Source organism: Streptomyces niveiscabiei (assembly GCF_033794345.1).
In the GTDB taxonomy this organism is placed as follows: Bacteria; Actinomycetota; Actinomycetes; order Streptomycetales; family Streptomycetaceae; genus Streptomyces; species Streptomyces niveiscabiei.
The window spans coordinates 15,319-35,121 of record NZ_JARAYJ010000029.1 but is presented as its reverse complement, the minus strand read 5'-3'; the positions used below and the strand labels follow the sequence as shown (position 1 = coordinate 35,121).

19 protein-coding genes are annotated in these 19,803 nt (G+C 70.4%); 10 read left to right on the top strand and 9 right to left on the bottom strand.

Going from position 1 to position 19,803, the window contains the following annotated elements; all coding sequences use genetic code 11:
• Window positions 1-56 precede the first annotated feature (56 nt).
• The 5 genes from PV682_RS31440 to trxA all read left to right on the top strand — a co-directional run bounded on the left by PV682_RS31440 (window position 57) and on the right by trxA (window position 4,990).
• Window positions 57-1,763 (top strand): protein kinase family protein, encoded by a 1,707-nt coding sequence (locus PV682_RS31440; RefSeq protein WP_319735160.1) that lies wholly within the window; start codon window positions 57-59, stop codon window positions 1,761-1,763.
• A gap of 26 nt (window positions 1,764-1,789) precedes the next feature.
• The gene (sigM, locus tag PV682_RS31435; protein WP_319735159.1) at window positions 1,790-2,515 is read left to right on the top strand and encodes an RNA polymerase sigma factor SigM; all 726 of its coding nucleotides are present in this window, start codon (window positions 1,790-1,792) and stop codon (window positions 2,513-2,515) included.
• Window positions 2,512-3,453 (top strand): anti-sigma factor family protein, encoded by a 942-nt coding sequence (locus PV682_RS31430; protein WP_319735158.1) that lies wholly within the window; start codon window positions 2,512-2,514, stop codon window positions 3,451-3,453. The genes sigM and PV682_RS31430 overlap by 4 nt, the downstream gene beginning before the upstream one ends.
• Before the next feature lie 170 nt (window positions 3,454-3,623).
• On the top strand, window positions 3,624-4,589 hold the full coding sequence (gene trxB / locus PV682_RS31425; RefSeq protein ID WP_319735157.1) for a thioredoxin-disulfide reductase: 966 nt from the start codon (window positions 3,624-3,626) through the stop codon (window positions 4,587-4,589).
• Between the two features lie 68 nt (window positions 4,590-4,657).
• Window positions 4,658-4,990 (top strand): thioredoxin, encoded by a 333-nt coding sequence (gene trxA / locus PV682_RS31420; protein ID WP_010353465.1) that lies wholly within the window; start codon window positions 4,658-4,660, stop codon window positions 4,988-4,990.
• Between the two features lie 77 nt (window positions 4,991-5,067).
• On the opposite strand, the gene PV682_RS31415 is transcribed toward trxA, so the two are convergent.
• The 9 genes from PV682_RS31415 to rpmH form a co-directional block, all read right to left on the bottom strand.
• Window positions 5,068-5,685, bottom strand: coding sequence for a GNAT family N-acetyltransferase (locus PV682_RS31415; protein ID WP_055724186.1), 618 nt, complete (start codon window positions 5,683-5,685; stop codon window positions 5,068-5,070).
• Window positions 5,686-6,014: 329 nt separating this feature from the next.
• Window positions 6,015-7,115, bottom strand: coding sequence for a ParB/RepB/Spo0J family partition protein (locus PV682_RS31410; RefSeq protein WP_112472866.1), 1,101 nt, complete (start codon window positions 7,113-7,115; stop codon window positions 6,015-6,017).
• Window positions 7,112-8,185 (bottom strand): AAA family ATPase, encoded by a 1,074-nt coding sequence (locus PV682_RS31405; protein ID WP_079057171.1) that lies wholly within the window; start codon window positions 8,183-8,185, stop codon window positions 7,112-7,114. The genes PV682_RS31410 and PV682_RS31405 overlap by 4 nt, the downstream gene beginning before the upstream one ends.
• A 305-nt stretch (window positions 8,186-8,490) precedes the next feature.
• Complete coding sequence (rsmG, locus tag PV682_RS31400) at window positions 8,491-9,207, bottom strand: 16S rRNA (guanine(527)-N(7))-methyltransferase RsmG (RefSeq protein ID WP_055724189.1); 717 nt, start codon at window positions 9,205-9,207, stop codon at window positions 8,491-8,493.
• Window positions 9,208-9,347: 140 nt separating this feature from the next.
• Complete coding sequence (locus PV682_RS31395) at window positions 9,348-9,857, bottom strand: Jag family protein (protein ID WP_055724190.1); 510 nt, start codon at window positions 9,855-9,857, stop codon at window positions 9,348-9,350.
• A gap of 15 nt (window positions 9,858-9,872) precedes the next feature.
• Window positions 9,873-11,153 carry a membrane protein insertase YidC gene (gene yidC / locus PV682_RS31390; RefSeq protein ID WP_319735156.1) on the bottom strand — a complete coding sequence of 427 codons (1,281 nt, stop codon included), beginning with the start codon at window positions 11,151-11,153 and terminating at the stop codon, window positions 9,873-9,875.
• A gap of 3 nt (window positions 11,154-11,156) precedes the next feature.
• The gene (gene yidD / locus PV682_RS31385) at window positions 11,157-11,510 is read right to left on the bottom strand and encodes a membrane protein insertion efficiency factor YidD (RefSeq protein ID WP_055724192.1); all 354 of its coding nucleotides are present in this window, start codon (window positions 11,508-11,510) and stop codon (window positions 11,157-11,159) included.
• Window positions 11,507-11,878, bottom strand: a complete 372-nt coding sequence (gene rnpA / locus PV682_RS31380; RefSeq protein ID WP_079057172.1) for a ribonuclease P protein component — start codon at window positions 11,876-11,878, stop codon at window positions 11,507-11,509. Before rnpA ends, yidD begins: the two co-directional genes overlap by 4 nt.
• A 21-nt stretch (window positions 11,879-11,899) precedes the next feature.
• A complete protein-coding gene (rpmH, locus tag PV682_RS31375) occupies window positions 11,900-12,037 on the bottom strand; it encodes a 50S ribosomal protein L34 (RefSeq protein WP_003975051.1) in 138 nt (45 codons plus the stop codon).
• A 376-nt stretch (window positions 12,038-12,413) separates the two neighbouring features.
• Here rpmH and dnaA point away from each other — a divergent pair, with 376 nt between their 5' ends.
• From dnaA to PV682_RS31350, 5 genes are all read left to right on the top strand, one after another.
• A complete protein-coding gene (dnaA, locus tag PV682_RS31370) occupies window positions 12,414-14,450 on the top strand; it encodes a chromosomal replication initiator protein DnaA (RefSeq protein ID WP_319735155.1) in 2,037 nt (678 codons plus the stop codon).
• 1,087 nt (window positions 14,451-15,537) lie between these two features.
• Window positions 15,538-16,668: a DNA polymerase III subunit beta gene (gene dnaN / locus PV682_RS31365; protein ID WP_109361975.1), complete on the top strand. Its 1,131-nt coding sequence runs from the start codon at window positions 15,538-15,540 to the stop codon at window positions 16,666-16,668.
• Window positions 16,669-16,801: 133 nt separating this feature from the next.
• Complete coding sequence (gene gnd / locus PV682_RS31360) at window positions 16,802-17,677, top strand: phosphogluconate dehydrogenase (NAD(+)-dependent, decarboxylating) (RefSeq protein ID WP_319735154.1); 876 nt, start codon at window positions 16,802-16,804, stop codon at window positions 17,675-17,677.
• A 34-nt stretch (window positions 17,678-17,711) separates the two neighbouring features.
• Complete coding sequence (gene recF, locus PV682_RS31355; protein WP_319735153.1) at window positions 17,712-18,833, top strand: DNA replication/repair protein RecF; 1,122 nt, start codon at window positions 17,712-17,714, stop codon at window positions 18,831-18,833.
• Window positions 18,830-19,387: a DUF721 domain-containing protein gene (locus PV682_RS31350; protein ID WP_319735152.1), complete on the top strand. Its 558-nt coding sequence runs from the start codon at window positions 18,830-18,832 to the stop codon at window positions 19,385-19,387. The genes recF and PV682_RS31350 overlap by 4 nt, the downstream gene beginning before the upstream one ends.
• The last annotated feature ends 416 nt before the right edge of the window (window positions 19,388-19,803 follow it).

The window sequence follows — 19,803 nt, the reverse complement described above, 5'->3', positions numbered from 1 at the left end:
AACGGCGTGCACGATCGCCGGCGACGCGCGATGACATGGGGAGGCAGGGAGCGACGGTGGCGGAACGGAGCACGGCTGCCGTCGACGTGGCAGCGAACGGCGGCGCCGAGCCGCCGACCGCACAGGCGGACGAGTCCACGGCCGACGGCGTGGCCCAGAACCGGGAGCGGGACACGGACAGCGACGAGGTACAGGGGAGTGACGGGACGGAGCGTCCCGGGAAGACCTCGGCACCGGAGCTGCACAGCGGCCACAAACTTGCCAGACGGTACCGTCTCGAAGAGTGCGTCACCCGTCTGGACGGGTTCAGCAGCTGGCGCGCGGTCGACGAGAAACTCCGCCGCGCGGTCGGCGTCCACGTCCTGCCGGCCGACCACGCGCGAGCGCGGTCCGTGCTGGCCGCGGCCCGCTCGGCGGCCCTCCTCGGCGACCCGCGGTTCGTGCAGGTGCTGGACGCCGTCGAGGAGAACGACCTCGTGTACGTCGTCCACGAGTGGCTGCCCGACGCGGTCGAGCTGACCACGCTGCTGGCCGCCGGGCCCCTGGAGCCGCACGACGCGTACCAGATGGTCAGTCAGCTCGCCGCGGCCATGGCCGCCGCCCACCGCGAGGGCCTGTCCCATCTGCGGCTCACGCCGGGCACCGTGCTGCGCACCTCCACCGGGCAGTGGCGCGTCCGCGGCCTCGCGGTGAACGCGGCGCTGCGCGGCATCGCCTCCGACACCCCGCAGCGCGCCGACACCGAGGCGATCGGCGCCCTGCTGTACGCGGCGCTCACCCAGCGCTGGCCGTACGAGAACGACGCGCACGGCCTCGCCGGGCTGCCCAAGGGCGTCGGCCTCATCGCCCCCGACCAGGTCCGCGCGCACGTCCACCGCGGCCTGTCCGAGCTGGCGATGCGGGCCCTCGTCAACGACGGCGCGACCGCCTCCCGGCACGAGGCCGCGTGCACGACGCCGGAGGAACTGGTCAAGGCGATCGGCGAGATGCCCCGCATCCGCCCCCCGGAGCCGGTCTTCACCGCGCCCCCGGACTACCAGCGCACCACCTACCAGCAGGGCACGTACGGCCGTCCGGCCCCCCACGTCACCCAGCCGGTCCCGGCCCCGCCGCCCCCGCTCCAGAGCCGCACCGGCAAGGCCCTGAAGTGGGCCGTCTCCGCCCTCCTCATCGCCGCCCTCGGCCTCGGCAGCTGGCAGCTCGCGGAGGCACTCCTCGGCCAGCGCGACTCCGACACCAACCAGACCCAGACGGACGACGACGGCGACAAGCCGAGCTCGGCACCGAAGCCGGTCAAGACGCTGCCGATCGAGGACGCCGCCGAGTACTACCCGGACGGCAAGCCGCAGCACGCCGACGACGTGGGGCTGACCTACGACAAGAAGGGCTCCACCTACTGGCGGACGTACACGTTCGTCGAAGGGCCCACCCTCGCTCCCTTCAAGCAGGGCGTCGGCATCGTCTACGACCTCGGGTCCGAGCAGGAGCTGTCGGGCGCCTCGATAGAGCTGCTCTACGGCGGTGACCACACCACCGGCACCCTGTACGCCACCGACTCGCTCTCCTCCTCCGCTCCGCTCGGCTCGATGACGAAGATCGCCGAGAAGGAGACCAAGAGCAACCAACTCACGTTCTCCGCCAAGACCGCGGTGAAGACGCGGTACGTTCTCGTATGGCTGACGGCTCTGCCGTACTCGGGGCAGGACGAGTACAACAACGCCGGGTACAAGCAGGCCATAACGAACGTGAAGTTCACGGGCTGACATCTCACCGGAGGGGGAGGAGGCCGATGGCGGAAGGCGCCGGGTTCGACGGTGTGAGCGATTCCGATCTGCTCGCCCGCCATGTGACAGGCGACCCCGACGCCTTCGGTGAGATCGTGCGGCGGCACCGTGACCGGCTGTGGGCCGTCGCGCTGCGGACGCTGGGGGACCGGGAGGAGGCCGCCGACGCCGTGCAGGACGCGCTGGTGTCGGCGTACCGGGCCGCCCACACCTTCCGGGGCCAGTCGGCGGTCACCACCTGGCTGCACCGCATCACCGTGAACGCCTGCCTCGACCGGGCCCGCAAGGCCGCCTCCCGCAAGACCTCGCCGGTCGACGACACCGAGCGGCTCGAACAGCTCCTGGAACCCCACGAGTCCGCCTCCGAGCCGGTCGAGCGCGGCGATGTGCACCGGCAGCTCATCGAGGCCCTGGGCACCCTGCCGCCGGACCAGCGCGCCGCCCTCGTCCTCGTCGACATGCAGGGCTATCCCGTCGCCGAGGCGGCCAAGGTGCTCGACGTCCCCACCGGCACCGTGAAGAGCCGCTGCGCCAGAGGGCGCGCGAGACTCCTCCCCCTGCTCACCCATCTCCGGCCGGAAAACAGCGGCGGCGAGAAGGAGTCGGGCACCGGACGGAACCAGGGAGCGGGGACATCCGTCCCACCGGCAGCGGATCCCTGCGAAAAGGGTCCGGACGGAGCCGGGACCGGCGATTCAGCTACCGCGAAGGGCGGAGGTGGGCGAGCGTGACATCGACGACGGACACGGCCGGGCACCCGGACGTCGCTGAGCTCTCCGACCTCACCGAGGGCCTCCCCACGCCGTCCCGGACCACAGAACTGCGCCGGCATCTGGACGGGTGCGAGGTCTGCGCCGACACGTACGCGTCGCTGGAGGAGATCCGCGAACTCCTCGGAACGCTGCCGGAGCCGGTGGCGATGCCGGAGGACGTCGTCCTGCGGATCGACGCGGCGCTGACGGCGGAGGCGGGGGCGATGGCCTCTGGGGCTGGGGCTGGGGTGGCTGAGGCCGGGGTGGCTGGGGCTGAGCTGGCTGCGGCTGAGGTGACTGAGGCTGAGGTACCTGAGGCCGAGGTGGCTGCCGAAGCTTCCGATGTTTCACGTGAAACATCGCCGCCCGACCGCACCTCCGACCGCCCTTCCGGTCACCCCCGCGCCACCACCGGCCCCGGCCGCAAGACCAAGGGACGCCCCCGCAGCCGCCGCCGCACAGCGGCCGTCCTCGGCGTGTTCACCGCCGCCGCCCTGGGCCTCGGCTCGGTCCTGCTCTCTTCTCTCGCCGGGGGCGACGGAGACAGCGGCGGTCCCACAGCGGCGGACACCTTCTCCCAGGGCACCCTCCAGGAATCCGTCGACGCCGCCCTCCAGACCCACCGGTCGTCGTCCCGCTCCCCGAAGGGCGACGTCGGGATCCAGGGCACGGTCGAGAGCCCCCAGGTGCTCCGCGCGCCGAGCATCCCGGCCTGCGTCCTGAAGGGCACGGCCCGCACGGACCAGGCGCTCGTCTCGAAGGAAGGCGTCTACGAGGGCAAGGACGTCCTCCTCGTCGTCTTCCGCAACGCCTCCGACCGCACCCACGTCGACGCCTACCTCGTCGACCGCGCCTGCGAACAGCACCCCGCCACCCAGGCTGACGTGCTGCTCAAGCGCTCGTACGCCCAGCCGTAGCCCCCGGCGCCCCGTCCACCGCGCCGATACCGCGTCGACCCCCGCGCCCGAGCCTCCGTGTGCCCGGACACACCGGGAATGCACGCCCCTTAGTATCCGTTGGGTGGGGTGAGAGCGCAGTGATGCTCCCACCGGTCGAACGACGCAGACCAGAGACGAGGAACCTAGCCGTGAGCGACGTCCGTAACGTGATCATCATCGGCTCCGGGCCCGCCGGCTACACGGCTGCCCTCTACACCGCGCGGGCGTCGCTGAAGCCGCTGGTGTTCGAAGGCGCCGTCACCGCGGGCGGTGCCCTGATGAACACCACCGAGGTGGAGAACTTCCCGGGCTTCCGCGACGGCATCATGGGCCCCGACCTCATGGACAACATGCGCGCCCAGGCGGAGCGCTTCGGCGCCGAGCTGATCCCGGACGACATCGTGTCCGTCGACCTCACCGGTGAGATCAAGACCGTCACGGACACCGCGGGCACGGTCCACAAGGCGAAGGCCGTCATCGTCACGACCGGCTCCCAGCACCGCAAGCTCGGCCTGCCGAACGAGGACGTCCTCTCCGGGCGCGGTGTCTCCTGGTGCGCCACCTGTGACGGGTTCTTCTTCAAGGACCAGGACATCGCCGTGATCGGCGGCGGCGACACCGCGATGGAGGAGGCGACGTTCCTCTCGCGCTTCGCCCGGTCCGTGACGATCGTCCACCGCCGGGACTCCCTGCGCGCCTCCAAGGCGATGCAGGAGCGCGCCTTCGCCGACCCGAAGATCAAGTTCGTCTGGGACAGCGAGGTCGCCGAGATCCAGGGTGAGCAGAAGCTCGCCGGGCTGAAGCTGCGCAACCTCAAGACCGGTGAGCTGTCCGACCTCCCGGTCACCGGCCTGTTCATCGCGATCGGCCACGACCCGCGCACCGAGCTCTTCAAGGGCCAGCTCGACCTGGACGGCGAGGGCTACCTGAAGGTCGAGGCGCCGTCGACCCGGACCAACCTGACCGGTGTCTTCGCCGCGGGCGACGTCGTCGACCACACCTACCGCCAGGCGATCACCGCAGCCGGTACGGGCTGCTCCTCCGCGCTCGACGCCGAGCGTTTCCTCGCGGCCCTCGCGGACGAGGAGCAGGCCGCCGAGAAGACCACCGTCTGACCCCCTCTCCCCCTGCACAGAAGCCCCCCTCGCAGAAGCCCCCCTCGCAGAAGAATTAAGGAGCCCCTGTGGCCGGCACCCTCAAGCATGTGACCGACGCCGACTTCGAAGAGGTCGTCCTCAAGAGCGACAAGCCCGTCCTGGTGGACTTCTGGGCCGAGTGGTGCGGCCCGTGCCGTCAGATCGCGCCCTCCCTCGAAGCGATTGCCGCCGAGTTCGGCGAGAAGATCGAGATCGTCAAGCTGAACATCGACGAGAACCAGGAGACGGCGCTCAAGTACGGCGTCATGTCCATCCCGACGCTCAACGTCTACCAGGGCGGCGAGGTCGCCAAGACGATCGTCGGCGCCAAGCCGAAGGCCGCGATCCTGCGCGACCTGGACGAGTTCATCGCCGAGTAAGGCTCAGCGCTGAGGCGATGTTTCACGTGAAACATCGAAGGGCCGACCCACCCGGGTCGGCCCTTTCGCATGCCGCGTCACAGCGGTCTGAGCGCCGGTTCCTTCTGCACCGCCCCCAGCAGCCGGTCCAACGCCAGCTCCACGTCCTCCTTCCAGGAGAGCGTGGTCCGCAGCTCCAGCCTCAGCCGAGGGTGGACCGGATGCGGCCGGACCGTCTTGAAGCCGACCGCCAGCAGATGCTCGGCGGGGAGCACACAGGACGGCCCGCTCCACCGCGCGTCCCCGAACGCCTCCACCGCCTTGAACCCCCGCCTCAGCAGATCCTTGGCGACCGTCTGGACCATCACCCGCCCGAGCCCCTGCCCCTGATACCCCGGCAGGATGAACCCGGTCATCAGCTGCACGGCGTCCGGCGAGACCGGGCTCGTGGGGAACGCCGTGGAGCGCGGGACATAGGCGGGCGGCGCGTACAGCACGAACCCGACAGGCGCCTCGTCGACGTAGACGACCCGTCCGCAGGACCCCCAGTCGAGCAGGACGGCGGAGATCCACGCCTCCTTCTCCAGCGCCGGGGTACCGGCCTTCACCGCTGCTTCGCCGCTGACCGGGTCGAGCTCCCAGAAGACACACGAGCGGCAGCGCTGGGGAAGGTCCTGGAGGTTGTCCAGCGTGAGCGGTACGAGCCGACGCCCCATGAAGCCTGTTCCTCGCTTCTCTCGCCCGCGGCGTCGCGAGCGGCTGCCAGAGCGCTCCGTTCTCTGAGCAGACTGCCGACGAACCCGCCGACCGCGCCCAGCCCGAGGCCCGCGCTCACCAGTCCGGTCCGGCTCATCGTTCGCATGGCCCCCGCCCTCCCCCTCAGAGGTGCTGCCCGGTGGATGCGCCATACCCGCCCGCATCGTATCCAGGAAGCGATGGCCTCGATACGCCGGAAAGGCAAAGAGCGGGCCGTGTTCCGGCACCCACCGGACACGACCCGCTCACCCTCCCGACAGGACGTCAGACTCCCCTGTCGACCAGAGGCTTACGCCTCCTCTTCCTCACCGCCGCCGCCCTCAAGGAGCCCCTTCTGAAGCGCCGGCCCCTCGCCGGGCGCCAGGGAGTCGAGGATGCGCTCCAGGTCCTCCATCGACGCGAACTCGACGGTGATCTTGCCCTTCTTCTGCCCGAGGTCGACCTTCACCCGCGTCTCGAAGCGGTCCGAGAGCCGCGTCGCGAGGTCGGACAGCGCCGGGGAGACCCGGGCACCGGCACGCGGCCCCTTGGCCCGCTGCGGCGTCTGCGGCCGGGACCCCATGAGGGTCACGATCTCCTCGACCGCCCGCACCGAGAGCCCCTCGGCGACGATGCGGTGGGCCAGCCGGTCCTGCTCCTCCGAGTCCTCCACGGAGAGCAGTGCGCGGGCGTGCCCGGCGGAGAGCACCCCGGCGGCGACCCGGCGCTGCACGGCGGGCGAGAGCTTCAGCAGCCGCAGGGTGTTGGAGACCTGAGGGCGGGACCGGCCGATGCGGTCCGCCAACTGGTCGTGTGTGCAGTTGAAGTCCTTCAGCAACTGGTCGTAGGCCGCGGCCTCTTCCAGCGGGTTGAGCTGCGCCCGGTGGAGGTTCTCCAGGAGCGCGTCCAGGAGGAGCTTCTCGTCGTCCGTGGCCCGCACGATCGCCGGGATGGCCTCCAGGCCCGCCTCGCGGCAGGCCCGCCAGCGCCGCTCGCCCATGATGAGCTCGTAGCGCGAGGGTCCCGTCTGACGGACGACGACCGGCTGGAGGAGGCCGACCTCTTGGATGGAGGTGATCAGCTCGTGCAGGGCGTCCTCGTCGAAGACGTCACGGGGCTGCCGGGGGTTGGGGGTGATGTCGTCGAGGGGGATCTCGGCGAAGTGGGCGCCGATGGGCGGCGCCGGCAGCTCCGGCTCGGCCGACTCCGTCGATGTTTCACGTGAAACAGGCGCCGGAAGCGTGGCCACCTTCGCCGCGGCCACCCCGCGGTCCCCGGCGAGCAGCGGGACCGACGCGGGGGACGTTGAGCCGCCTCCCAGCGCGGCCTGAGCCGGTGTCTTCTCGGTCGGGGCGGCTGGGATCAGTGCGCCCAGGCCACGGCCCAGGCCGATCTTCCGTCGGTCACTCACTGGATCCCCTCCACCATGTTCGGGTTGTTCTGGGCGCCGATATGGGCGTGGGGAGCCTCGTAGCTGAGACCGACACCCTTCAGCGCGAGCTCTCGTGCCGCCTCAAGATAGGAGAGGGCGCCGCTCGATCCGGGATCGTAGGTCAGCACCGTCTGCCCGTAGCTCGGCGCCTCGGAGATACGGACCGAGCGGGGAATGCTCGTCCGCAGCACCTCCTCGCCGAAGTGGGTGCGCACCTCTTCCGCGACCTGCGACGCGAGGCGCGTCCGGCCGTCGTACATGGTGAGCAGGATGGTCGACACGTGCAGGGTGGGGTTGAGGTGCCCCCGTACCAGGTCGACGTTGCGCAGGAGTTGGCCCAGGCCCTCCAGGGCGTAGTACTCGCACTGGATCGGGATGAGGACCTCCGCGCCGGCCACCAGCGCGTTGACCGTCAGGAGGCCCAGCGAGGGCGGGCAGTCGATGAGGACGTAGTCCAGCGGCTGCTCGTACGCCTGGATCGCGCGCTGGAGCCGGCTCTCGCGGGCCACCAGGGAGACCAGCTCGATCTCCGCGCCGGCGAGGTCGATCGTGGCCGGGGCGCAGAAGAGGCCCTCGACGTCCACGACGGGCTGGACGACCTCGGACAGCGGGCGGCTGTCGACCAACACGTCGTAGATGGACGGCACTTCGGCGTGGTGGTCGATCCCCAGGGCCGTCGAGGCGTTGCCCTGCGGGTCGAGGTCGACCACCAGGACCCGGCCACCGTGCAGAGCCAGGGACGCGGCCAGGTTGACGGTCGTCGTCGTCTTGCCCACGCCGCCCTTCTGGTTGGCGACCACGATGATGCGGGTCTGCTCGGGCCGTGGCAGGCCCTCACCTGCACGACCCAGTGCCTCTACCGCCAGTTGGGCAGCACGACCGATCGGGGTGTCGTCCATCGGGGGCGGTGTTTCACGTGAAACATCGTCCCCCAACGGTTCGGTACGGGGACCGGGGACCGGATCGGTCATCGGTCCCGCGATGTTGGCGTCGGACCGCAAGGATTCACTCTCCTCGACATCAGGCTCGCTATGCACAGAGCCTCCCATGCCTTCGGGGTCATGAACCAGTGAGGTCTGGTCTTCTGTGGAGAAATCCACCTCTGTGGACAACTCCGTTCCCTCATCGAGTGAACCGAGAGGCTTACGGTCGCGGGGTTCGGCCGCGGCGCGGCCACGGCTGATGATGCCGTGCAGCAGGGAGCGACGTTTCACGTGAAACACGATGCCCAGCACCGCCCGCCGAACGGCCGCGACACTCCGTCAGATATCCACCCAAACGCCGGAAAGCAACCGGCGCAGGCGGCTCCGCCTCCGGGGCGCGGCCCATAACCTGCGGCGCCGAGCCCGGTCCGCTACCTGCGGCGCCGAGCCCGCCCCGTCCGGGCCGCCTTGGCGCGCTTCGCCGCGAACCGCACCCCGCCGGGGCTCTCACCGACCTCGACGCGGACAACCGTGGAGAGCGGGTCCACGATGCCCTCGCCGACGTGGAGGATCGACGTCTCGACCGCGCCGAGCTTCGTCAGGGCGGTCGCCGCGCTCTTCAGCTCCTCCTCGGCGGCGTCCCCCTTCAGCGCGAGCATCTCGCCGTAGGGCCTCAGCAGGGGGATGCCCCAGGTGGCGAGGCGGTCGAGGGGGGCCACGGCGCGGGCGGTCACCACATGGACGGGCTGGAGCTTGCCCATGACCTCCTCGGCCCGGCCCCGCACGACGGTGACATGGTCGAGGCCGAGCAGCTCGACGACCTCGCCCAGGAAGTTGGTGCGGCGCAGCAGCGGCTCCAGCAGGGTGATCTTGAGGTCGTCCCGGACCAGCGCGAGCGGGATGCCGGGCAGCCCGGCGCCCGACCCGACGTCGCACACCGTCACGTCCTCGGGCACCGCCTCGGAGAGCACCGCGCAGTTGAGGATGTGCCGCTCCCAGAGCCGGGGCACCTCGCGGGGGCCGATGAGCCCACGCCGTACACCCGCCTCGGCCAGCAGCTCGGCGTACCGGACCGCGTCCGCGAAGCGATCTCCGAATACCTCACGAGCCTCCTCGGGCGCAGGGGGGAGTTCCGCTGCCTCCGTCACGGGGACCGTCCTTCCGTACCGCACCGGCGCACCGAGCGCCGGCCGAAACCACCGGGCTGACAAAAGATCCGGCCCCGTCTGCACGACTGGACAGACGGGGCCGGGAGAAACGCGTTGGCTGAACCGGAGTTCTACCGGATTCAGCTGGGGAGCACGACGACGAAGCGCTGGGGCTCCTCGCCCTCGGACTCGCTGCTCAGGCCCGCCGCCTTGACCGCGTCGTGCACGACCTTGCGCTCGAACGGCGTCATGGGCTTGAGGCGGACCGGCTCGCCGGAGTTCTTCGCGTCGGCCGCGGCCTTGGCGCCCAGCTCGGAGAGCTCGGTGCGCTTCTGGGCGCGGTAGCCCGCGATGTCCAGCATCAGCCGGCTGCGGTCACCGGTCTCCCGGTGCACGGCCAGCCGGGTCAGTTCCTGGAGCGCCTCCAGCACCTCGCCGTCGCGGCCGACGAGCTTCTGGAGGTCGCGGCCACTGTCGCTGATGATCGACACGGAGGCACGGTCGGCTTCGACGTCCATGTCGATGTCGCCGTCGAGATCGGCGATGTCCAGCAGACCCTCGAGGTAGTCCGCGGCGATCTCGCCCTCCTGCTCCAGGCGGGTCAGGGTGTCTGCACCCTCGGCGGCGGCGGAGGTGGTGCCTTCCGTCACGGGATGGGCTCCTTCTTACTTCTTGGACGGGGACTTGGGGCGCTGCGGGCCACCCTTGCGCTGCCCGGACTGGGCCTTGCTGCGGCCACCGCCGGTGCCCGGCTTGGGAGCGGCCGGCTTGGCGGCGGGCGGGGTGTCCTGCGGCTCGTCGGACTTGGTGAGCGACGTCGTCGGGGCGGACTCACCGGCCGGCTTCGCGGCGGCGGGACCGGACTGCCGCTGGGACTTCGACTGGCGCTTGGGCTGCTGGCGCTTGGGGGCGCCGGCGGGCGTCGTCGTACCGTCCTCGTTCTCGACGACCTGCACCTCGCTCTTGGCGACGCTGCCGTCGGCCTGCGCGGCGAGGCCCAGCTTGGTCAGGCCGTTGATGAACTTGCGCTCGGCCTCGTTGCGGTCGCGGCCCTTGGCGACGATCGCCTTGACGATGGCCTTCTCGCCCCGGCGGCGGATCCTGCCGTGGTGCGTGACGTGCTTGGTGAGCCGCTCCAGGTACGCGGCCTGCGCCTTCGAGCCCGGCGTCGGGTTGTTGCGGATGACGAACATCTGCTGGCCCATGGTCCACACGTTGGTGGTCAGCCAGTAGACGAGGACACCGACGGGGAAGTTGATGCCGAAGAAGGCGAACATGACCGGGAAGATGTACATGAGCATCTTCTGCTGCTGCATGTACGGCGTCTTGACCGTGGTGTCGACGTTCTTCGTCATCAGCTGGCGCTGCGTGAAGAACTGCGACGCCGACATCAGGACGATCATGATCGCGGTGACGACACGGACGTCCGTGAGGGAGGCGCCGAGCTTCTGGACCGTCGCCTCGCTGTCCATGAACTTCACGGCCAGCGGGGCGCCGAAGATGTGCGCCTGACGCGCGCTCGCGAGCAGGTCGTCGTTGATGACGCCGATGGTCTTGCCCGAGGCGATACCACTGAGGACGTGGTACAGGGCGAAGAAGAACGGCGACTGCGCGAGGATCGGAAGGCACGAGGACAGCGGGTTGGTACCCGTGTCCTTGTACAGCTTCATCATTTCCTCGGACTGGCGCTGCCGGTCGTTCTTGTAGCGCTCCTGGATCTTCTTCATCTCGGGCTGGAGCGTCTGCATGGCGCGGGTCGCCTTGATCTGCTTCACGAAGAGCGGGATCAGGCAGATCCGGATGAGGATCACCAGAGACACGATCGACAGGCCCCAGGCCCACCCGGTGTCGGGGCCGAAGATGGCCCCGTACACCTTGTGGAACTGGACGATGACCCAGGACACAGGTGTCGTGATGAAGCTGAACAGGCTGGCAATCGTGTCCACTAATCATGCTCCTTGGGCATGGGACGGGGGCTCTGCTGCCGACCCCGAAGAGCTGGTGCCTTCGGTGGCCGGTTCGGCGGCGGAGGTCCCGCCCGTGCGCGCACGCCAGGCGTCGCGCAGCATCTCGTGCCACCGCGGTCGTTTCCGCTGCGGCACGTGGTCCACACCGCCCAGGGACCACGGGTTGCATCGCAGGATGCGCCAGGCGGTGAGCGCCGTTCCCTTGACCGCGCCGTGCCGGTCGATGGCCGTGTATCCGTAGTGGGAGCACGACGGGTAGTACTTGCACACCGGCCCGAGCAGCGGACTGATCGTCCACTGGTACAGCTTGATCAGGGCCAGCAGCGGGTACTTCATCGCGTGCCCCCTCCCAACAGCCGTCGAAGGGCGGCATCGAGGTCCTGGGCCAGTTGAGCGTGGCCGGCGTCACCCGCTCCGGGCAGCGCTCGTACTACTACCAGGCTACCGGGGGGAAGCGAGTCGATCCGCTCGCGCATCAGGTGACGCAGCCGGCGCTTCACCGTGTTGCGCACGACCGCCTTCCCGACGGCCTTGCTCACGACGAAACCCGCACGCGTCGGGGGAGCGCTCTCCCCAGGCGCGTGCGGGTCCGTTGCATCACTGCGAAGGTGGACGACGAGAGTCGGGCGTCCGGCCCGACGGCCTCGCCGTACCGCGGTCGCGAAGTCCTCGCGCCGCCTCAGCCGGTTCTCGGTGGGCAGCACGACGGCATGACCTGACCGGGATCAGGCGGACAGGCGGGCGCGACCCTTGCTGCGGCGGGTCGCCAGGATCGCGCGACCGGCACGGGTACGCATCCGCAGGCGGAAGCCGTGGGTCTTGGCACGACGGCGGTTGTTCGGCTGGAAGGTGCGCTTGCTCACTCGGGGGCTCCAGAAATCAAATCGGGGGCGGCGGGTGCCGTCCTGGCTGTCACCGTGCGCCCACGAGTAGCTCTCGCTTACGCCCGAGTGCACCGCTTCCCGATCACCTGACGCGATCTGTGCCCATCGGAGGCAGGCGGCAGCAGCCATCGACAACTCGACCTGGTTACGGTACGCGGGGCTACGCCATCCGGTCAAACCAGGGGCCCGCGGGAGACACTGTCCACAGCCTGGGGACAACAACTTGAACCGTACCCCGCGCGCTGACTACCGTGACTGGACTCCGATTCGTTCCCATGTCCCCCACCCCACCCGATTTACATCCCGCACCGTCCCGAGATCACACGATCGTGGGACCTTCGAGAGAGCGTGCCCTGTGGCTGACGTACCTGCCGATCTTGCCGCAGTGTGGCCGCGAGTACTGGAGCAGCTCCTCGGCGAGGGCCGCGGCCAGGGGGTGGAGGTCAAGGACGAACGGTGGCTCAGGCGCACCCAGCCGCTCGCGCTGGTCGCGGACACGGCCCTGCTCGCCGTACCGAACGAGTTCGCGAAGAACGTCCTGGAGGGGCGGCTCGCGCCGATCGTCAGCGAGAGCCTGAGCCGGGAGTGCGGGCGGCCGATCCGGATCGCGATCACCGTCGACGAGTCCGCGGGCGAGCCCCCGGCCCCGCCCGCGCCCCAGCCCCGCTACGACGAACCCGAGCTGCCCCCGCCGGCGTACGAGAAGCCCTCCTACGACGCTCCGCCGCGCGGCGACTACGAGCAGCAGTACGACGATCCGTACGAAGGCGGCTACGGCCGGCACCGCCCCGAACCCTCCGCCGAACGCCCCCTGCCGACCGTCCGTCCCGCCTACCCCGGCGAGTACCAGCGCCCCGAGCCCGGCGCGTGGCCGCGCGGCGCGGAACGCCCCGAGCGGGCCGACGAACCCGGCGCGTGGCCGCGCGCGGAGCGGGCCGAGCGCGGGGAACGTGCCGACGAGCCCGGCGCCTGGCCGCGCGGCGGGGAACGGCCTGAGCGCGGGGAGCGTCCCGAGCGGGCCGAGCGCGCCGACGAGTACGGCGGATGGCAGCAGCAGCGGCTCGGCTTCCCCGAGCGGGATCCGTACGCGGGCGCGCCGCAGGAGTCGTACGGGGAGCAGGGGTACGCCTCCGCGCCCGAGCGGCGGCCCTCCCCCGAGGCGTACCGGCCCGCGCCCGCCGAGCGGCCCTCCTACGAGCCGCCCGCCCGGCCCGACTACGACCAGCGCGACCCCGTACGGCGTGAGCTGCCCGAGCCCGCGCACCGGCCCGGAGGAGCGCCCGCGCCGGGCTCCTCCTCCGGCGGGAGCGGGGCCGGGGCCGGGGGTGTCGTCGGGGCCGGGGGGCCCGGGGAGCCGACCGCCCGGCTCAATCCCAAGTACCTCTTCGACACGTTCGTCATCGGCGCGTCCAACCGGTTCGCGCACGCCGCCGCCGTCGCCGTCGCCGAGGCGCCCGCCAAGGCGTACAACCCGCTGTTCATCTACGGCGAGTCCGGGCTCGGCAAGACGCACCTCCTGCACGCCATCGGGCACTACGCGCGCAGCCTCTACCCCGGTACGCGCGTGCGGTACGTGTCCTCCGAGGAGTTCACCAACGAGTTCATCAACTCCATCCGGGACGGCAAGGGGGACAGCTTCCGCAAGCGGTACCGGGAGATGGACATCCTGCTCGTCGACGACATCCAGTTCCTCGCGGACAAGGAGTCGACGCAGGAGGAGTTCTTCCACACGTTCAACACGCTGCACAACGCGAACAAGCAGATCGTGCTGTCCTCCGACCGGCCGCCCAAGCAGCTCGTCACCCTTGAGGACCGGTTGCGGAACCGTTTCGAGTGGGGGCTCATCACGGACGTGCAGCCGCCCGAGCTGGAGACGCGGATCGCGATCCTGCGCAAGAAGGCCGTGCAGGAGCAGCTGAACGCGCCGCCGGAGGTCCTCGAGTTCATCGCCTCGCGCATCTCCCGCAACATCCGGGAGCTGGAGGGTGCGCTGATCCGGGTCACCGCGTTCGCGTCCCTCAACCGGCAGCCGGTCGATCTCGGGCTGACGGAGATCGTCCTCAAGGACCTCATCCCCGGTGGGGAGGACTCGGCTCCCGAGATCACCTCCACGGCGATCATGAGCGCCACCGCGGCGTACTTCGGGCTGACGGTCGAGGATCTGTGCGGGACCTCTCGTGGCCGGGCGCTGGTCACTGCGCGGCAGATCGCCATGTACCTCTGCCGCGAGCTGACCGACCTCTCCCTGCCCAAGATCGGCGCCCTCTTCGGTGGCCGGGACCACACGACCGTCATGCACGCGGACCGCAAGATCCGCAACCTCATGGCCGAACGCCGGTCCATCTACAACCAGGTGACGGAACTGACGAACCGGATCAAGAACGGCGGCTGATCCGGGTACGAGGACGAGGGCGCTCCCCGCCGTTCGGGGGCGCCCTTCCCTCTTGCCGGGCTCCCTCCACACCCTGTGGGTTGCTTCCTCGCCCCCGCCGCCCCGCCGTCTCACCGGCCTCACCGGCCTCACCGGCCCGCTGCCTCGCCGTCCTACCGCGCCACCGGCCCGCGGCCTCGTCGGCCCCGCTGCCCCGTTGGCCTCACCGCCTCCTCAGCCCAGCCCTCGCCCCCTCATCTGGGGGCCCTGGTCCGAGCCTCCGGGGCTTCGGTCGGGGTTGGCTTGGGCGGGGGGGCGCCGGGGGGTGTTCGATTTCTTGGGGGGTTACGGGGTTCGTCCACAGATTCGTTGGGTTTTTGGCTTCCACAGGCTGGGGACTGTGGAGTTGTCCAGACTGTGTCCACAGGGTGGGGGCGTGGGAGATCATCTGGGCAGGTGGGAGGGGTGTGGATTCGTGGATAAGTGTTTTCCACAGGGTGTGGAAAAGTTGGGCGTCCACAGGGTGGGGGAAAAGTTGTCCACCGGGTTTCCCCAGGTAGAGGGGTGTTTTCCCCAGGGAGGAGGGGGTTCTCCACAGCGTTGTCCACTGTTCGGCAACTCGACGCGCTTCCTCACCGGGTCGAGTGAAAGGCGTCACACGAAGGTGCCGGGTTGGCCTGTGGGAAACGTGGGTAAACCTGGGGACGCAGCTGGGGACAACCAGGCCCGGTCTGTGGACGGGGTGTGCAGAACTTTTCGTTCTCCACAGGTGGGGCGGGTTATCCACCGGTGCCGTCCACAGGGTCGGTGGATAAAATTCGGGGTCTGAGCTGCGGAAACGCGGTTATCCACCGTATCCACAGGGCCTACTACTAAGACCAACTAGAGAGAGCCCGGGAATCGTTTCGAAGCGGGGCCTGTGCACAACTCGCTCCGCGGCCTCCGGCTGCCCGTTGTCACGACTTGACCCCGAGGGGCACCAGGTGTCAGTGGGGTGCGTCAGACTGGTCCCCGGATGTCCTTCCCCTCGCCGAGGGCCGTGACACCCAGACAGACGACGAAGGCGAAGCAGGCCGAGAAGCGCCGGCAACAGCAGGAGGCGGCAAGAGTGAAGATCCGGGTGGAACGCGACGTACTCGCGGAGGCCGTGGCCTGGGCGGCGCGCAGCCTCCCGGCCCGCCCACCGGCGCCTGTCCTCGCCGGCCTCCTGCTGAAGGCCGAGGAAGGCCAGCTGAGCCTGTCGAGCTTCGACTACGAGGTCTCCGCGCGGGTCGGCGTCGAGGCCGAGGTCGACGAGGAGGGGACGGTGCTCGTCTCCGGCCGCCTGCTCGCGGACATCTGCCGGGCGCTGCCGAACCGCCCGGTGGAGATCTCCACAGACGGTGTACGGGCGACGGTGGTGTGCGGCTCCTCGCGGTTCACACTCCACACCCTGCCTGTGGAGGAGTACCCGGCGCTGCCGCAGATGCCGAACGCGACGGGCACCGTGCCGGGCGAGGTCTTCGCCTCCGCAGCCGCCCAGGTCGCCATCGCCGCCGGCCGTGACGACACGCTGCCGGTGCTGACGGGTGTGCGCATCGAGATCGAGGGCGACACGGTCACGCTCGCCTCCACCGACCGCTACCGCTTCGCCGTCCGCGAGTTCCTGTGGAAGCCGGAGAACCCCGAGGCGTCGGCCGTGGCCCTGGTGCCCGCGAAGACCCTGCTCGACACGGCCAAGGCGCTGACCAGCGGCGACAGCGTCATCCTGGCGCTCTCCGGCTCGGGCTCCGGCGAGGGGCTGATCGGTTTCGAGGGCGCCGGCCGCCGGACGACGACGCGTCTGCTGGAGGGCGACCTCCCGAAGTACCGCACGCTGTTCCCGACCGAGTTCAACTCCGTCGCCGTGATCGAGACCGCGCCGTTCGTCGAGGCGGTCAAGCGCGTGGCCCTCGTCGCCGAGCGGAACACCCCGGTGCGGCTGAGCTTCGAGCAGGGCGTGCTCATCCTGGAGGCCGGTTCCAGCGACGACGCACAGGCTGTGGAGCGCGTCGACGCGCAGCTCGAAGGCGACGACATCTCGATCGCCTTCAACCCGACGTTCCTGCTGGACGGCCTGAGCGCGATCGACTCCCCGGTGGCGCAGCTGTCGTTCACGACGTCCACGAAGCCCGCGCTGCTGAGCGGCAAGCCCGCGCTCGACGCCGAGGCGGACGAGGCGTACAAGTACCTGATCATGCCGGTGCGGCTGAGCGGCTGAACCCGCTGAGCTGAGGCGGGGCGAGAGAACATCTGAGCGGTTATGCCCACAACTGTGCGCTGACCTCCGGGTTTAGGGTCGTACGGGGTGCACACGCACCCCTCCCGCCCCACCGCAACCTAAGGAACCACTGATGGAGCTCGGTCTCGTCGGACTCGGCAAGATGGGTGGCAACATGCGCGAGCGGATTCGCCGCGCGGGCCACACCGTCATCGGGTACGACCGCAATCCGGACCTCGCGGACGTCCACAGCCTCAAGGAACTTGTGGACACGCTCCAGGCGCCGCGCGTGGTGTGGGTGATGGTCCCGGCGGGCGCGCCCACGCAGGCGACCGTCGACGAACTGGCCGAGCTGCTGGAGCCGGGCGACGTCGTCGTGGACGGCGGCAACTCCCGGTGGACGGACGACGAGAAGCACGCCGAGGAGCTCGCCGCCAAGGGCGTCGGGTTCGTGGACTGCGGCGTCTCCGGCGGCGTCTGGGGCCTCACCAACGGCTACGCGCTGATGTACGGCGGCGACGCCGAGCACATCGCGAAGGTCCAGCCGGTCTTCGACGCCCTGAAGCCCGAGGGCGACTTCGGCGCCGTCCACGCGGGCAAGGTCGGCGCCGGGCACTTCGCGAAGATGGTCCACAACGGCATCGAGTACGCCATGATGCAGGCGTACGCCGAGGGCTGGGAGCTGCTGGAGAAGGTCGACTCCGTGGAGAACGTCCGCGAGGTCTTCCGGTCCTGGCAGGAGGGCACCGTCATCCGCTCCTGGCTGCTCGACCTCGCGGTGAACGCCCTCGACGAGGACGAGCACCTGGACACGCTGCGCGGCTACGCGCAGGACTCCGGCGAGGGCCGCTGGACCGTCGAGGCCGCCATCGACCACGCCGTACCGCTTCCGGCGATCACGGCGTCGCTGTTCGCGCGGTTCTCGTCCCGGCAGGACGACTCGCCGCAGATGAAGATGATCTCGGCGCTGCGCAACCAGTTCGGCGGGCACGCCGTCGAGTCCAAGTAACACTCCAAGCACCACCCCGTCGGAGAGGTCGGCCATGCACGTCACGCATCTGTCGCTGGCCGACTTCCGTTCGTACGCCCGGGCCGAGGTCCCGCTCGACCCGGGCGTCACCGCGTTCGTGGGCCCCAACGGGCAGGGCAAGACGAACCTCGTCGAGGCCGTCGGCTATCTCGCGACCCTCGGCAGTCACCGCGTCGCCTCGGACGCGCCCCTGGTCCGGATGGGCGCCGAGCGGGCGATCGTCCGCGCGCAGGTCAGGCAGGGCGAGCGGCAGCAGCTGGTCGAGCTGGAGCTGAACCCCGGCAGGTCGAACCGCGCGCGGATCAACCGGTCGAGTCAGGTCCGCCCCCGGGACGTCCTCGGCATCCTGCGCACGGTGCTGTTCGCGCCGGAGGACCTCGCGCTCGTCAAAGGTGACCCCGGCGAGCGCCGCCGCTTCCTGGACGAGCTGGTCACGGCCCGCTCCCCGCGCATGGCCGGCGTCCGCTCCGACTACGAGCGCGTCCTGAAACAGCGCAACACGCTCCTCAAGTCGGCCGCCCTCGCGCGCCGGCACGGCGGCCGGACCATGGACCTCTCGACCCTGGACGTCTGGGACCAGCACCTGGCCCGCGCGGGCGCCGAGCTCCTCGCGCAGCGCCTCGACCTGGTCGCCACCCTCCAGCCGCTCGCGGACAAGGCGTACGAGCAGCTCGCCCCCGGCGGCGGCCCGGTCGCCCTGGAATACAAGCCGTCCGCGCCCGGCGAGGCGCACACCCGCGAGGAGCTGTACGAGCAGCTGATGGCGGCCCTCGCGGAGGCCCGCAAGCAGGAGATCGAACGGGGCGTCACCCTCGTCGGCCCCCACCGCGACGACCTTCTCCTCAAGCTCGGCCAGCTCCCCGCGAAGGGGTACGCCTCGCACGGCGAGTCCTGGTCGTACGCCCTCGCCCTGCGCCTGGCCTCCTACGACCTGCTGCGCGCCGAGGGCAACGAGCCGGTGCTCGTCCTCGACGACGTCTTCGCCGAACTGGACGCCCGGCGCCGCGAACGCCTCGCGGAGCTGGTGGCGCCCGGCGAGCAGGTGCTGGTGACGGCCGCGGTGGACGACGATGTGCCGGGCGTGCTCGTCGGGACGCGGTTCTCGGTGTCGGACGGTCAGGTGGAGCGGGTATGAGTTCCGACGAACGGGACGCGAGGGAAGTTCCCGTCACATCGCCCGCCCACAAAGAGCCGTCCGGCGTCGACCTCGCCCGCGTCGCCCTCAAGGCCGCCCGAGAGCAGGCCCGCGCGCGCGGGGACGCCGTCCAGCAGAAGAAGCAGGCCCGGCGCGGCGGCGGTCTGCGCTCCGGCGCGCGCGCGGACGGCCGCGACCCCATGGCGCTCGGCGCCGCGATCAACCGCCTGCTGAACGAGCGCGGCTGGGAGGCCCCGGCCGCCGTCGGCGGGGTGATGGGCCGCTGGCCGGAGATCGTCGGCGAGGACATCGGCAAGCACTGCGTCCCCGAGCGCTACGACGAGGACGCGCGCGAGCTGGTCGTGCGCTGCGACTCGACGGCCTGGGCGACGAACCTGCGGCTGCTGGCGCCGACCCTGGTGGCCCGCCTCAACCAGGACCTCGGGCACGGCGCCGTACGGCACATCAAGGTGCTGGGGCCCGGCGGCCCCGTGCGCCGGTACGGGCCCCTGCGCGCCCCCGGGAGCACCGGGCCCGGCGACACCTACGGGTGACATACCTCACGCTGCCTTTACACGGGACACCACGCCCCCGCGCCCGAGGCGCTAGCGGCGCGGCTCGCCGTACCGCTCCGGGGCCCCTTCCCGGCGTACCCAAAACGCTTGTCGTACAAGGCCGTAGGCGATGTATGCGGCGGTGAATCGCGACCTGACTCGCCGGTAGCCAAGGGTTGACAGCCGGAAGCGCTGAGTGCCGCTGTGAGCCTCTTGGGCCCCCCGCCCGTATATCGGGAGTCGTGAGAGGCGGGTTGAGGGCGGCACATGCGGACTCAGGTACCGGCAAACCCCCATCACTGTCGGTGCTACCGGTAGACTGGAAGCCAATCCCGCCCCAAACGTGGGGACCGCCCGGGACCCGCTGAGCAACGCTGATCAAGGCTTACCAACGCAACATGCCGCAGCCGCTCCGG

Bases quoted from the DNA above. Each gene is read 5' to 3' on its own strand.
- sigM (WP_319735159.1), top strand. From the start codon at position 1,790: ATGGCGGAAGGCGCCGGGTTCGACGGTGTGAGCGATTCCGATCTGCTC.
- PV682_RS31415 (WP_055724186.1), bottom strand. From the start codon at position 5,685: ATGGGGCGTCGGCTCGTACCGCTCACGCTGGACAACCTCCAGGACCTT.
- PV682_RS31405 (WP_079057171.1), bottom strand. From the start codon at position 8,185: ATGGGAGGCTCTGTGCATAGCGAGCCTGATGTCGAGGAGAGTGAATCC.
- yidD (WP_055724192.1), bottom strand. From the start codon at position 11,510: ATGAAGTACCCGCTGCTGGCCCTGATCAAGCTGTACCAGTGGACGATC.
- gnd (WP_319735154.1), top strand. From the start codon at position 16,802: ATGGAGCTCGGTCTCGTCGGACTCGGCAAGATGGGTGGCAACATGCGC.
- recF (WP_319735153.1), top strand. From the start codon at position 17,712: ATGCACGTCACGCATCTGTCGCTGGCCGACTTCCGTTCGTACGCCCGG.
- PV682_RS31350 (WP_319735152.1), top strand. From the start codon at position 18,830: ATGAGTTCCGACGAACGGGACGCGAGGGAAGTTCCCGTCACATCGCCC.